The sequence below is a fragment of the Streptomyces sp. NBC_00390 genome (assembly GCF_036057275.1).
GTDB lineage: Bacteria > Actinomycetota > Actinomycetes > Streptomycetales > Streptomycetaceae > Streptomyces.
Window position 1 is genome coordinate 6305578 of record NZ_CP107945.1, and the last position, 12730, is coordinate 6318307.

Annotated in this window: 15 protein-coding genes; 11 read left to right on the top strand and 4 right to left on the bottom strand. The window is 71.7% G+C overall.

The genetic code is table 11. The features are described 5' to 3' along the window. The first annotated feature begins 20 nt into the window (after positions 1-20). From OHS70_RS27830 to OHS70_RS27840, 3 genes are read left to right on the top strand one after another with little or no spacing between them, the layout of a single operon-like run. A complete protein-coding gene (locus OHS70_RS27830) occupies positions 21-995 on the top strand; it encodes an ABC transporter ATP-binding protein (protein WP_328405946.1) in 975 nt (324 codons plus the stop codon). Positions 996-1033: 38 nt separating this feature from the next. Next, entirely contained in the window at positions 1034-1834 is an 801-nt protein-coding gene (locus OHS70_RS27835) for an ABC transporter permease (RefSeq protein WP_328405948.1), read from the top strand. 34 nt (positions 1835-1868) lie between these two features. Continuing rightward, complete coding sequence (locus OHS70_RS27840) at positions 1869-2498, top strand: ABC transporter permease (RefSeq protein WP_328401729.1); 630 nt, start codon at positions 1869-1871, stop codon at positions 2496-2498. Between the two features lie 103 nt (positions 2499-2601). Here OHS70_RS27840 and ybaK read toward each other — a convergent pair whose 3' ends face one another. The 4 genes from ybaK to OHS70_RS27860 all read right to left on the bottom strand — a co-directional run bounded on the left by ybaK (position 2602) and on the right by OHS70_RS27860 (position 6641). Continuing rightward, complete coding sequence (ybaK, locus tag OHS70_RS27845) at positions 2602-3099, bottom strand: Cys-tRNA(Pro) deacylase (protein WP_328401731.1); 498 nt, start codon at positions 3097-3099, stop codon at positions 2602-2604. 29 nt (positions 3100-3128) lie between these two features. After that, on the bottom strand, positions 3129-3869 hold the full coding sequence (locus tag OHS70_RS27850; RefSeq protein ID WP_328401733.1) for an LON peptidase substrate-binding domain-containing protein: 741 nt from the start codon (positions 3867-3869) through the stop codon (positions 3129-3131). Beyond that, positions 3866-4906 (bottom strand): hypothetical protein, encoded by a 1041-nt coding sequence (locus tag OHS70_RS27855; RefSeq protein ID WP_328401735.1) that lies wholly within the window; start codon positions 4904-4906, stop codon positions 3866-3868. Before OHS70_RS27855 ends, OHS70_RS27850 begins: the two co-directional genes overlap by 4 nt. Before the next feature lie 133 nt (positions 4907-5039). Further along, the gene (locus OHS70_RS27860; protein WP_328401737.1) at positions 5040-6641 is read right to left on the bottom strand and encodes an oxidoreductase; all 1602 of its coding nucleotides are present in this window, start codon (positions 6639-6641) and stop codon (positions 5040-5042) included. 149 nt (positions 6642-6790) lie between these two features. Here OHS70_RS27860 and hisD point away from each other — a divergent pair, with 149 nt between their 5' ends. The 8 genes from hisD to hisF are packed head-to-tail and all read left to right on the top strand — an operon-like array spanning position 6791 to position 12618. Next, positions 6791-8170 carry a histidinol dehydrogenase gene (hisD, locus tag OHS70_RS27865; RefSeq protein WP_328401739.1) on the top strand — a complete coding sequence of 460 codons (1380 nt, stop codon included), beginning with the start codon at positions 6791-6793 and terminating at the stop codon, positions 8168-8170. Between the two features lie 26 nt (positions 8171-8196). Beyond that, on the top strand, positions 8197-9330 hold the full coding sequence (locus tag OHS70_RS27870) for a histidinol-phosphate transaminase (protein WP_443062765.1): 1134 nt from the start codon (positions 8197-8199) through the stop codon (positions 9328-9330). Continuing rightward, positions 9327-9920 carry an imidazoleglycerol-phosphate dehydratase HisB gene (gene hisB, locus OHS70_RS27875; protein WP_328401743.1) on the top strand — a complete coding sequence of 198 codons (594 nt, stop codon included), beginning with the start codon at positions 9327-9329 and terminating at the stop codon, positions 9918-9920. The genes OHS70_RS27870 and hisB overlap by 4 nt, the downstream gene beginning before the upstream one ends. A gap of 5 nt (positions 9921-9925) precedes the next feature. Beyond that, a complete protein-coding gene (locus tag OHS70_RS27880) occupies positions 9926-10093 on the top strand; it encodes a hypothetical protein (protein ID WP_328401745.1) in 168 nt (55 codons plus the stop codon). After that, complete coding sequence (gene hisH, locus OHS70_RS27885) at positions 10090-10737, top strand: imidazole glycerol phosphate synthase subunit HisH (RefSeq protein WP_328401747.1); 648 nt, start codon at positions 10090-10092, stop codon at positions 10735-10737. Before OHS70_RS27880 ends, hisH begins: the two co-directional genes overlap by 4 nt. Then, positions 10737-11471 (top strand): bifunctional 1-(5-phosphoribosyl)-5-((5-phosphoribosylamino)methylideneamino)imidazole-4-carboxamide isomerase/phosphoribosylanthranilate isomerase PriA, encoded by a 735-nt coding sequence (gene priA, locus OHS70_RS27890; RefSeq protein WP_328401749.1) that lies wholly within the window; start codon positions 10737-10739, stop codon positions 11469-11471. The genes hisH and priA overlap by 1 nt, the downstream gene beginning before the upstream one ends. Next, entirely contained in the window at positions 11468-11866 is a 399-nt protein-coding gene (locus OHS70_RS27895; RefSeq protein WP_328401751.1) for a Rid family hydrolase, read from the top strand. The genes priA and OHS70_RS27895 overlap by 4 nt, the downstream gene beginning before the upstream one ends. Continuing rightward, positions 11863-12618 carry an imidazole glycerol phosphate synthase subunit HisF gene (gene hisF, locus OHS70_RS27900; protein WP_328401753.1) on the top strand — a complete coding sequence of 252 codons (756 nt, stop codon included), beginning with the start codon at positions 11863-11865 and terminating at the stop codon, positions 12616-12618. The genes OHS70_RS27895 and hisF overlap by 4 nt, the downstream gene beginning before the upstream one ends. The last annotated feature ends 112 nt before the right edge of the window (positions 12619-12730 follow it).

A 12730-nucleotide genomic window follows, 5' to 3' on the forward strand; every position in this document is an offset into this window, starting at 1 on the left:
TCTCGTACCTCGTGAGTACGGTGTGCGTGGTGCGGGATCTGGTCAAGACGTACCCCGCCGCGCGTGGCAGGCGGGGGACGCCGGGGACACCCGAGGTGCGGGCCACCGACGGGATCAGCCTCGATGTCGGGCGCGGCGAGATCTTCGGGCTGCTCGGACCGAACGGCGCCGGCAAGTCCACGCTCGTACGCCAGCTGACCGGACTGATGCGCCCGGACTCGGGCGGTGTCGAGGTGCTCGGCCACGACCTGGTGCGACACCCCGAGCGGGCGGCCCGGCTCATCGGCTACCTCGGACAGGAATCGACAGCACTCGACGAACTGACCGTGTCGCTCGCCGCCGAGACGACCGGCCGGCTGCGCGGGCTCACCGCACAGCGGGCGCGGGCCGCGCGGGACGACGTGCTGGAGGAGCTCGGGCTGACCGGGCTCGCCGGGCGCCCGCTGAAGAAGCTGTCCGGCGGCCAGCGGCGGCTCGCCTGCTTCGCGGCGACGCTCGTCGGGGAGCGGTCACTGCTCGTCCTGGACGAGCCGACGACCGGCATGGACCCCGTCGCGCGGCGCGCGGTGTGGGCCGCGGTCGACCGGCGCCGGGCCGGGAACGGGACGACCGTGGTCCTCGTCACCCATAACGTCATCGAGGCCGAGACCGTCCTCGACCGGGTCGCGGTGCTCGAGCGGGGCCGGGTGATCGCCTGCGACACCCCGGCCGGGCTCAAGGAGCGCGTCGCCGGAGAGGTACGGGTCGAACTGGTGTGGCGCGAGAGCGCACCGCTGGAGGTTCCCGAGGTCGCAGCCCTGCGCGACATCGCGCAGGAGTCCGGGCGGCGCTGGGTGCTGCGGCTGGCACCGGAGGAGGCGCGGGCCGCGGTCGCCGCGGTGACGGGCGGGGCGGCGTTCGCGGCGCTCGACGACTTCACGCTGGCCACGCCCAGCCTGGAGGACGTGTACTTGGCACTCGGGGGGAACGCGACGAAGGGGCTGGTCAAGGCGTGAGCATCGGGTCCGCCGCAGAGACGGTGGCCACGCAGGCCATGACACGGACGGGGAGCGCGGTGACGCCGCCGCAGGACGGGGGCGCCGCGCCGCTGGCGCCGCGGGCACGGCTGCTGCCGGCGCTGGCCGCTGTGTACCGGGCGCAGCTGTCACGGGCTCGGGTGGCCCGGATACCGCTGCTGTTCGTGGCCACCTTCCAGTCCGTCGGGATCATGGTCCTGATGCGTGGCGTCGTCGACGGCGGCGCGGAGGCGCGGGCGGTCGTCGCGGGCGCGAGCGTGCTCGTCGTCGCCTTCGTCGCGCTGAACCTGCTCGCGCAGTACTTCGGGCAGCTGCGGGCCGGGGGCGGCCTCGACCACTACGCGACGCTGCCGGTGCCGCCCGCGGCGGTGGTGCTCGGCGCGGCCGGGGCGTACGCCTCCTTCACGGTGCCGGGGACCTTGGTCACGGCGGTCGCCGGCAGCGTGCTCTTCCAGCTGCCGATGACCCATCTGTGGGTGCTGGCCGCGGTCATCCCGCTGTCCGGGGCGGCGCTCGCCGGGCTCGGCGCGGCGCTCGGGCTGCTCGCACCGCGCCAGGAACTGGCGACGCTGCTCGGCCAGCTGGGCATGTCGGCGGCGCTGCTGCTGGGGGTGCTGCCGGCCGACCGGCTGCCGGGACCGGTCGGGTACGCGCGGGACCTGCTGCCGTCCACGTACGGCGTGGAGGCGCTGGCCCGGACCTTCGACAACCGTCCCCACTGGCCGGCGGTCGGCCTGGACCTGGCGGTCTGCGCGGCCGTCGGTGTGGTGTCGCTGACGGTGGCGACGTGGGCGTACCGGCGGGCGGCAGTCCGGTGAGGCGTCGTCCCGGCCCGCCTGGCACGATGGCGGGGTGACCGCACCTCTGACACCGCCGCATCAGCCACCGCAGAACGACAACGCGTGGCAGGCGCCCGCTCCGCCTCCGTACGAGGGGTACGAGAAGCCCGACCCGGATCCGGACGGCGACTCCAAGCGGGACCTGCTGGACGCGGGCGTGACGGTGCTGGTCATGACGGTCCTCGGCGTGGTGATGGGCCTGCTGTGGCTGTGGCTGGCACCGAAGGTGCCGCTGGTCTCCAACGGTGAGGCGGTCTTCCTCAAGGACACGGAGGGCGAAGAGGCGATCGGTGCGGACGGAACCTTCGTCCTGCTGGGCGTCGCGTTCGGGGCCGTCACGGCCGCGACGGCTGTCTGGCTCCGCCGGCGCGGGGGTGTCGCCCTGGTCATCGCCCTTGCGGTGGGCGCACTGCTGGGCTCGCTGCTGGCCTGGGGTGTGGGCGTCTGGTTCGGCCCCGCGCAGGACGTGGCCCAGCACGCGCAGCAGGTGGGCGAAGGTGTCACCTTCGACGCCTATCTGAAGCTCCAGGCCTGGGGCTCGCTGCTGGCATGGCCCCTGTCGGCGATGGTGGTGCACCTGGGCCTGACGGCGCTGTTCGGCCCCCGGGACCCGGAGCCCGAGTGGGAGGACGGGGGCGTCTGACCGGCCGGGGCGTTTCCCCCGCCGTTCCCGTGACCGTGGATCCGGCCCTCTCTGCGCCCCCTCGTCCGGTCGCGCTCGATGAGGGCGGGACGGCAGTGAGCGGCTAACCGCGGCCGATCGGGGCCAGGGTCGCCTCGGTCAGGGTGGCCAGGTCCGCGGGGGAGAGCTCGACCTCCAGGCCGCGGCGGCCCGCCGAGATGCAGATCGTGGCGTGTGACGCCGCCGAGGCGTCGAGGACCGTGGGGAGGCGTTTGCGCTGCCCCAGCGGGGAGATGCCGCCGCGCACGTATCCCGTGGTGCGCTCCGCCGCAGCCGGGTCCGCCATCGTGGCCCGCTTGCCGCCGACCGCCGCTGCGAGGGCCTTCAGGTCCAGCTGACCCGCGACCGGGACCACGGCCACCGTCAGAGTGCCGTCGACGTCCGCGACCAGGGTCTTGAAGACCCGGTCGGGGGAGACGCCCAGTGCCTGGGCCGCCTCCTCGCCGTACGAGGGGGACGACGGGTCGTGGTCGTACGCGTGGAGCGTGAAGGGCGTGCCCGCGGCCGTCAGGGCCACCGTCGCGGGGGTGCCTCCCGCTTGCTTCTTCTGCTTCTTCGCCACGGCAGTTGTCCCTCGCGTCGTATCTCGCGTCAGTTGGGGCTCGTCGGCTGCCGGGTCAGATCGACCGCCGGAAGCGACGGCAGATGGCGCAGCACCGCCGTTTCCGAGCGCAGCAGCGTGAGCTCCTCGCGCAGCCGCGTCGCCGCGTCGGGCGCTTGAAGGAGGCGCTGCTTCGCCGGGGTGTCGAGCACCGCCGCGGCCGCGACCAGGTACGACACGACCGACGGCTCGTCCGGCAGGTCGGCCCCCGTCGACAGCGACCGCTCCCGTGCGCCCGCGAGCCGCTTCTGGTAGCTGCGGAAGGCCCGCAGCACCCCCTCTGCCAGCGCCCCCGCTTCGTCGCCCGGCTCCTCGGGGATCTCCTCCAGTTCGGCGGTCAGGTACGGCCCGCTCGCGTCCACCGAGAGCAGCTTGACCCTGTTCGTACCGGTGGCGAGCACCTCGAAGCTGCCGTCCGCGCGCTCGCGGATCGTTGCCGCGTCCGCAACACAGCCCACCCGGTGGAACGCCTGGATCGGGTCGGACCCGAAGCCCGCCGCAGGCCCGCGCTCGGGCAGCGCCGTCGGGTCGGGCATGCCGGGCGCAGTCTGCGCGACCTCGCGGCCGTCGCGGATGGCGACCACGGCGAAGCGGCGCGGCTCCGACTCGTCCGTCTTGAGCAGCTCGCGCATCATGGCGCGGTACCGCTCCTCGAACACGTTCAGGGGCAGCACGAGGCCCGGGAACAGCACCGTGTTCAGCGGGAAGAGGGGGAGGCGAGCGGTCGTCACAGGCGATAAGGGTAATGCTCGCCGAGAGTGCTCCGTCCGCCCCGTCCACGCAATGGCATCCCAGCGGCCACCTCGATCCGCACGCCGTCCCTGGCCTGCAGGAACTGCCCCAGCGGATCATCCGTCACCGACATCCACGGGAAGGACGTCGCATACGGCCCGATCAGGCGGAACTGCTCCAGGGCATCCGCCCAGCGCCCCCGCGCCACCAGTACGTACGCCAGCAGGTTGCGCACCTCGGCCGGCCACGCATCCCCGGCCGCGTAGTCGCCGGAGAGCGTGATCGCCAGATCGGCCGCTGCATCGATCCGGTCGCTCTGCACGGACGACATGGCCTCGCCGCCCAGTAGCTGGGCGAAGGCCGCACGCACCGGAAGCGCCTGCACCAGCGAGCCCGGGAGCGCATCCGCGGCGGCCTGCTCGGCGAAGTCGAAGCACTCGCGGTGCGAGCCGTACCACTGCGCCGACAGATACTGCAGCGCGGCGACATGGCACCCGTAGTGGTGCGAGGAGCGGCGCACCGCCTGCTCCCACAGCGTCTCGAACGCCGTGTGCGTGGCATGCGCGCCGCGCGCGTGGTCGAGCGCGATGCGCCAGGGCACCGGGTCCCTCGCTTCCGCGTCCGCCGCGGCGTCGATCAGCGGGCCGACCTCCCGCAGCCGCTCCGTCCGCGCCGGCGACTCCCATGCCCGGCGGACCGCGAGCTCCGCCTTGACGACGAGCGCGTCCGGGTCGTGGGGCGCGGCCCCGAGCCACTCCCCGAGCCATTGGCCGCGGTTGTACGCGAAGGCGGCGAGCCGCATCACATACCGGTCGCGGTTCTCCCACTCCGCCGACTCGCGGGTCGTCGCGAGCAGCTTCGCGGCCGGCTCGTACTCGCCCAGGGCAGCCGCGACGAGCGCCGGGCCCAGCCGGTCGTCAGGCGCGTCCAGCAGCACCTCATCGTCGGACGTCAGGCCGTCGGACAGCTGCGGCGTATGACGGATCATGCGCGCGGCGCGGATCAGGGCGCGGAGCAATGACATGGTGTCGACCATTGAAAACCGCAGGTGAAACGGCGCGCCAGAGGGCCGGCTGTGAAGAGTTGGTAGCGGCGGAATGGTTGTCCTGACGAAAGCCAAGAGACCGTAAAGAAAGTGGCGCGGCAAGGGCTTTCCGGTGCGTGAGCGCTCAGGTGCGGCGCAGCAGCCGCGACGCCCCCGCCGCCACCGTCGTCGCGAGGATCCAGCCCAGCAGCACCAGCGCCGCCGCCGCCCACTGCCACGCGTCGTCCATCCGCCAGTAGCCGTCCTGGCCGAGATTGATCACCGGCAGCAGCAGATCCAGGGCGTACAGCGCGGGATTCCACTGCGGATGCTCCCCGGGCTTGATCGGTGCCGGGGTGATCTGCGCGAACGCCACCGCGCCGGCCGCCCACAGCACCGCCATCCACAGCGCGGCCCGGCCCGGCCGGTAGCCGTAGGCCACCGTCCAGTCCTGCAGCACCCCCCAGAGCTTGGCGGCCAGCGGCAGCGTCTCGCGGCGGCGGCGCTGCTTGGCCAGCAGCACCTCGCGCGCATCCGAGTCCTCACCGCTGTTGCGCAGCACGGTCGCCAGCCGCTCGTACGGCTCCGGCGAGTACTCCGGTGTCGCCGACGCCACCCACTCCAGCCGGCGCGCGAGCGGGAACTCCTCGTACGGCACCAGGTTCTCGTAGACGAAGCCGCCCATCGCCAGGCCGCCGGGTCCTGGCCAGCTGGAGGCCCGGTCGATCAGCGTCACCACCTTGGCGCCGTTCAGGACGACGCGCCCCTCCTCCGGGCGCTCGGCGTTGAACCGCAGCTCGGGCGTGGCGATCCGGCGCAGCGACAGCTCCTCGAGCGGGCTGAGCCTGAAGCGAGCCCGCGCGAGGTCGATCGCGTCACCGAAGCGCCCGTCGTCCAGCCGCACCCCGCCATGGCACTCGAAAGGCCGCAGCCGGGTGCCGCGTGACGGGCTACCGAGGCTCGCGACACCGAACGGGGGAGTGGCCCCCTGATTGCCGGTGACCTCGCTCACCCACGCGCCCGTCATGTACAGCGTCCGCTCCACGCTCAGCTGCGGAGCGTTCAGCGCCCGCCGCTCGGCCGCCGCCCGCAGCCGACTGCCCCGCAGGCTCATCGACACGCCGACCTTCGCGCCGCGCAGACTGAACTCGCCGTAGGTCTCGATCAGTTCGGCCTGTAAATCCTGCGCCACCGACATGCCGTCGGCGGTGATCGCGCGGCCCCGGCGGTCGGGCCGTACCTGGATCTGGTTGATCAGCAGGTCCGTGCCGATCTGGGCGTCGGTCAGCCGGATGCCGTGGTCCACCCGGCAGCGCGGCAGATGCAGATCGCCCTCGGTGCGCAGCCGCGCCCCCTCGATCCGCGGAATCGTGCAGCCGATCATGCGCACGGTGGTGAAGTGCGCCTCGGGCATGAGCAGTTCGTTCTCGAAGCGGCAGCCGTTCAGCTCCACGTACGGGCCTATGCGGCCGCCCGCGAGCTTGAGGGTGCCGGTTATCTGCACGCCGCGCAGTTTGAGGGCCGCGACGCGCCCGGGTCTTGCCATCGGCCCGCTCAGCAGCAGCCGGGCGACGACGGAGGCGCGGACACTTCGCTCGGGACCCCAGGGCCGCGGCGCGAAGGGGTCGTTCAGCAGGGGGTCGGTGTCGCTGAGGTCGAAGGCGCTTCCGTTCCGGAAGGCGTTCCACATCTGCAGTTCGGCCGGGCTCAGTCCGCCCGGAGGACCGTCGTCCGGCGGCTCGGTCACTGCCGCTCCTCCGCTTCGTTGGCTCGTACAGCTGTTGTTCCCGCTGGGTAGCGGTCTGAACGCTAGTGGTCATGGTCAACAACTGAGGCATGTATCAGCCAGTGATACGGAAGACCAGAGGTCGGAGCGGGTCTGAGAGAATTGGATCCGTGATCTCTCGAATCGATCTGCGCGGTGACGCCCTCCCGGAGGGTGCCGCTCTGCGCGACCTGCTGCCCCGTGCCGAGTTCGACGTGGAAGCCGCCCTGGAGAAGGTGCGGCCGATCTGCGAGGCCGTGCATCATCGGGGCGACGCGGCGCTGATCGACTACGCGGAGCGGTTCGACGGAGTGCGGCTCACGCAGGTGCGGGTCCCCGCGGCCGCGCTCGCCGAAGCCCTGGAGCAGCTCGACCCCCAGGTCAGGGACGCTCTGGAGGAGTCCGTCCGGCGCGCCAGGACCGTGCACCGCGCGCAGCGCCGCAAGGACCACACCACCCAGGTGGCGCCCGGTGGCACCGTGACCGAGAAGTGGGTGCCCGTCCAGCGTGTCGGGCTGTACGCGCCGGGCGGCCGGTCGGTCTACCCCTCCTCCGTCGTGATGAACGTCGTCCCTGCCCAGGAGGCGGGCGTCGAGTCCATCGCGCTGGCGTCGCCGCCGCAGAAGCCGCGTTTCGAAGGGGATGCAGCCGGCGGACTGCCGCACCCGACGATCCTCGCGGCGTGCGCGCTGCTCGGCGTCGACGAGGTGTACGCCGCCGGCGGCGCGCAGGCCGTCGCGATGTTCGCGTACGGGACCGAGTCGTGCGCACCCGCCAACATGGTCACCGGGCCCGGCAATGTCTGGGTCGCCGCCGCCAAGCGCTACTTCACCGGACGCATCGGCATCGACACCGAGGCCGGCCCGACCGAGATCGCGATCCTCGCCGACTCCACCGCTGATCCGGTCCACGTCGCCGCCGACCTGATCAGCCAGGCCGAGCACGACCCGCTGGCCGCGGCTGTCCTGGTCACCGACTCCGTCGAGCTCGCCGACGCGGTCCAGCGGGAGCTGGAGCCGCAGATCGCCGCCACCAAGCACGTCGAGGACCGGATCGTCCCGGCCCTGACCGGCAAGCAGTCCGCGATCGTCCTGGTCGACGGTGTGGACGAGGGACTGCGGGTCGTCGACGCGTACGGCGCCGAGCACCTGGAGATCCAGACCGCGGACGCCTCGTCCGTCGCGAACCGGGTCCGCAACGCGGGCGCGATCTTCGTCGGCCCGTGGGCGCCGGTCTCGCTCGGCGACTACTGCGCCGGCTCCAACCATGTCCTGCCCACCGGCGGCTGTGCCTGCCACTCCTCCGGCCTGTCCGTGCAGTCCTTCCTGCGCGGCATCCACATCGTGGACTACACCCGCGACGCGCTGGCGGAGGTCGCCCACCACGTGGTCACGCTGGCGGAGGCGGAGGACCTGCCGGCGCACGGCGCCGCCGTGAAGGCACGTTTCGACGAGAGCAGTGCCGGGGGCGAACAGGACGAGAGCGTCGGATGGAAGGTGCCCGGCGAGTGAACAGCATCTCCAGCACCGGTGCCGGCATCGGCATCGACGACCTCCCCATCCGTGACGAGCTGCGCGGCAAGTCCCCGTACGGCGCGCCCCAGCTCGACGTCCCCGTCCGGCTGAACACCAACGAGAACCCCTACCCGCTGCCCGAGCCGCTGGTGGAGCGCATCGCCGAGCGCGTGCGCGACGCCGCCCGCGAGCTCAACCGCTACCCCGACCGGGACGCGGTCGAACTGCGCACCGAGCTGGCGCGCTACCTCACGCGTACGACCGGCCACGAAGTCGCGCTCGCCAACGTCTGGGCGGCCAACGGCTCGAACGAGGTCATCCAGCAGCTTCTGCAGACCTTCGCCGGGCCGGGCAGGATCGCGATCGGCTTCGAGCCGTCGTACTCGATGCACGGCCTGATCTCCCGCGGCACCGGCACCGGCTGGATCTCCGGCCCGCGCGACGACGACTTCGCCATCGACGTCGCCACCGCCACGGCCGCCATCGCCGAGCACCGCCCGGACGTCGTCTTCATCACCTCGCCCAACAACCCCACGGGTACGGCGGTCGAGGCCGAGACGGTCCTCGCGCTGTACGAGGCCGCACAGGCAGCGAAGCCGTCGCTGGTCGTGGTCGACGAGGCGTATGTCGAGTTCAGCCACCGCGCCTCGCTGCTGCCGCTGATCGAGGGCCGGCCGAACCTGGTCGTCTCCCGCACGATGTCCAAGGCGTTCGGAGCGGCCGGGCTGCGCCTCGGCTATCTCGCCGCCCACCCGGCCGTGGTGGACGCCGTCCAGCTGGTGCGGCTGCCCTACCACCTGTCCGCCGTCACCCAGGCCACCGCCCTGGCCGCGCTGGAGCACACGGATACGCTTCTCAGCTATGTCGAACAGCTCAAGGCCGAGCGGGACCGCCTGGTCGCCGAGCTGCGGGCCATCGGCTACGAAGTCACCGAGTCCGACGCCAACTTCGTGCAGTTCGGCCGCTTCGAGGACGCGCAGCAGGTGTGGCAACAGATCCTCGACCGGGGCGTCCTGGTCCGTGACAACGGCGTACCCGGCTGGCTGCGAGTGACCGCCGGCACGCCCGAAGAGAACGACGCGTTCCTCGATGCGGTTCGCGCACTACTGAGTTCTGTGGGGGCCACCCCCACACCCCCGAAGGAGCAGGAGTCATGAGCCGCGTAGGACGGGTCGAGCGCACCACCAAGGAGACCTCGGTCGTCGTCGAGATCGACCTCGACGGCACCGGCAAGGTCGATGTCGCCACCGGGGTCGGCTTCTACGACCACATGCTCGACCAGCTCGGCCGGCACGGCCTGTTCGATCTCACCGTCAAGACCGACGGCGATCTGCACATCGACACGCACCACACGATCGAGGACACCGCGCTCGCGCTGGGCGCCGCGTTCAAGCAGGCCCTCGGCGACAAGGTCGGCATCTACCGCTTCGGCAACTGCACGGTGCCGCTGGACGAGTCGCTCGCCCAGGTGACCGTGGACCTGTCCGGCCGCCCGTATCTGGTGCACTCCGAGCCGGAGAACATGGCGCCGATGATCGGCACCTACGACACCACGATGACCCGGCACATCCTGGAGTCGTTCGTCGCGCAGGCCCAGATCGCGCTGCATGTGCACGTGCCGTACGGACGCAACGCCCACCACATCGTGGAGTGCCAGTTCAAGGCCCTGGCGCGGGCGCTGCGGTACGCCTCGGAGCGCGACCCGCGCGCTGCCGGCATCCTCCCGTCCACGAAGGGCGCCCTGTAAACAACATGACCGGTCTGTCCACCATCCTCATCGTTGTCGGACTCTTCCTCGCGGGCGGTGTGTACTCCTTCGCCAAGCAGGGGATGCCCAAGGGCCCGATCATCCTGCTGACCATCGCCTCGGTGATGTGTCTGGTCGCCGGTGTCCTGCGTATTCAGGGGATCTGGGAATGAGCGCATCGAAGCCCAAGAAGGTCGTCGTCTTCGACTACGGGTTCGGCAACGTCCGCTCCGCGGAGCGGGCGCTCGCCCGTGTCGGCGCCGATGTCGAGATCACCCGTGACTACGACAGGGCGATGAACGCCGACGGGCTCCTCGTGCCCGGAGTCGGTGCCTTCTCCGCCTGCATGGAGGGTCTGAAGAAGGCCCGCGGCGAATGGATCATCGACCGCAGGCTCTCCGGCGGCCGCCCGGTCATGGGCATCTGCGTCGGCATGCAGATCCTCTTCGCCCGCGGTATCGAGCACGGTGTGGAGAACGAGGGCCTCGACGAGTGGCCCGGCACGGTCGGCCCGCTGAAGGCCCCGATCGTCCCCCACATGGGCTGGAACACCGTCGAAGCCCCCGCCGGCAGCGAGCTTTTCGCCGGTGTCGACGCCGACGCCAGGTTCTACTTCGTGCACTCCTACGCGGTGCACGAGTGGGAGCTCGAGATCACCAACCCCGCCATGCGGGCACCCCAGGTCACCTGGGCCACGCACGGCGAGCCCTTCGTGGCCGCGGTCGAGAACCGCGCGCTGTGGGCCACCCAGTTCCACCCCGAGAAGTCCGGCGACGCCGGCGCCCAGCTGCTGACCAACTGGATCGAGACGCTGTAATGCCTTCGAACTACCTCGAACTCCTTCCCGCAGTCGACGTCCGCGACGGCCAGGCCGTCCGCCTGGTCCACGGCGAGTCCGGCACGGAGACCTCCTACGGCTCCCCCCTCGAGGCCGCCCTCGCCTGGCAGCGCGCCGGCGCCGAATGGCTGCACCTGGTCGACCTGGACGCCGCCTTCGGCACCGGCGACAACCGGGAGCTGATCGCCGAGGTCGCGGGCGCCATGGACATCAAGGTCGAGCTGTCCGGCGGCATCAGGGACGACGCCTCGCTCGCCGCGGCGCTCGCCACCGGCTGCACCCGGGTCAACCTCGGCACGGCCGCCCTCGAGACCCCTGAGTGGGTCGCCAAGGTCATCGCCGAGCACGGCGACAAGATCGCGGTCGGCCTCGACGTACGCGGCACCACGCTGCGCGGCCGCGGCTGGACCCGTGACGGCGGCGACCTGTACGAGACGCTGGCCCGTCTCGACTCCGAGGGCTGCGCCCGCTATGTCGTCACCGACATCGCCAAGGACGGCACGCTCCAGGGCCCCAACCTGGAGCTGCTGAAGAGCGTCTGTGCCGCGACCGACAAGCCGGTCGTCGCCTCCGGCGGAGTGTCGAGCCTCGGTGACCTGAGGGCTCTCGCCGGGCTGGTCCCGGACGGTGTCGAGGGCGCGATCGTCGGCAAGGCGCTGTACGCCAAGGCGTTCACCCTCGAGGAGGCGCTCGAGGCGGTGTCGTCGCGATGAGCGACGGCATCCGCCGCGTGAACTCCAGCGGCCCGTGGGAAGAGGCCTTCGGGTACTCCCGCGCGGTCGAGCTGCCCAGCGGCCTGGTCCTGGTGTCGGGCTGCACGTCGGTCAGGGACGGCGCGGTCATCGACGGCGGCCCGTACGAGCAGGCCGTCAACGCCTTCAAGGCTGCCTTTGCCGCGCTGAAGGAGCTCGGCCTCGGCAGCGAGCACGTGGTGCGCACCCGGATGTACCTCACCCACGCGCGGGACGTCGACGAGGTCGGACGCGCCCACAAGGAACTGCTCGGTGCCGTACGCCCGGCCGCATCGATGATCATCGTGTCCGGCTTCGTCGATCCCCGTCTGGTCGTCGAGGTCGAGGTCGAGGCCTTCCGAGGAGGTGCCGTATGACGCTCGCGGTACGAGTCATCCCCTGTCTGGACGTCGACAACGGAAGGGTCGTCAAGGGCGTCAACTTCCAGAATCTGCGCGACGCGGGCGACCCCGTCGAGATGGCCAAGCTGTACGACGCCGAGGGCGCCGACGAGCTCACCTTCCTCGACATCACGGCCTCGTCCGGCAACCGCGAGACGACCTACGACGTGGTGCGCCGCACCGCCGAGCAGGTCTTCATCCCGCTCACCGTCGGCGGCGGGGTGCGCAGCGCGGAGGATGTCGACAAACTTCTGCGGGCCGGCGCCGACAAGGTCGGGGTCAACACCGCGGCGATCGCCCGCCCGGACCTCATCCGCGAGATCGCCGAGCGTTTCGGCCGCCAGGTGCTGGTGCTGTCGGTGGACGCCCGCCGTACCGCGTCCGGCTCGTTCGAGGTGACCACGCACGGCGGCCGCAAGGGCACCGGCATCGACGCGGTCGAGTGGGCGCACCGGGCGGCCGAGCTGGGCGCAGGGGAGATCCTGCTCAACTCGATGGACGCCGACGGCACCAAGGACGGCTACGACACCGAGATGATCGCTGCGGTGCGCGGGCATGTCACGGTGCCGGTGATCGCGAGCGGCGGCGCGGGCAAGCTCGCGGACTTCCCGCCGGCCATCGCGGCGGGCGCGGACGCGGTACTGGCCGCGTCGGTGTTCCACTTCGGCGACCTGCGGATCTCGCAGGTCAAGGACACCCTGCGGGAGTCCGGTCACCCGGTCCGCTGAACACCCGTCCGGGCCCGGTCGTACCGCGACCGGCCCGGACGTCGTGTGTCTGCCCCCGACCGGGGCCTCAGTTGCAGGACCGTAATGAGGAGAATGCGGCAAACCCCTGGGT

Excerpts from the sequence above, each read along its gene's own strand:
- hisB (WP_328401743.1), top strand. The coding sequence starts at position 9,327 with ATGAGCCGCGTAGGACGGGTCGAGCGCACCACCAAGGAGACCTCGGTC.
- OHS70_RS27895 (WP_328401751.1), top strand. The coding sequence starts at position 11,468 with ATGAGCGACGGCATCCGCCGCGTGAACTCCAGCGGCCCGTGGGAAGAG.
- hisF (WP_328401753.1), top strand. The coding sequence starts at position 11,863 with ATGACGCTCGCGGTACGAGTCATCCCCTGTCTGGACGTCGACAACGGA.
- OHS70_RS27880 (WP_328401745.1), top strand. The coding sequence starts at position 9,926 with ATGACCGGTCTGTCCACCATCCTCATCGTTGTCGGACTCTTCCTCGCG.
- hisH (WP_328401747.1), top strand. The coding sequence starts at position 10,090 with ATGAGCGCATCGAAGCCCAAGAAGGTCGTCGTCTTCGACTACGGGTTC.
- OHS70_RS27835 (WP_328405948.1), top strand. The coding sequence starts at position 1,034 with ATGACACGGACGGGGAGCGCGGTGACGCCGCCGCAGGACGGGGGCGCC.
- priA (WP_328401749.1), top strand. The coding sequence starts at position 10,737 with ATGCCTTCGAACTACCTCGAACTCCTTCCCGCAGTCGACGTCCGCGAC.
- OHS70_RS27855 (WP_328401735.1), bottom strand. The coding sequence starts at position 4,906 with ATGGTCGACACCATGTCATTGCTCCGCGCCCTGATCCGCGCCGCGCGC.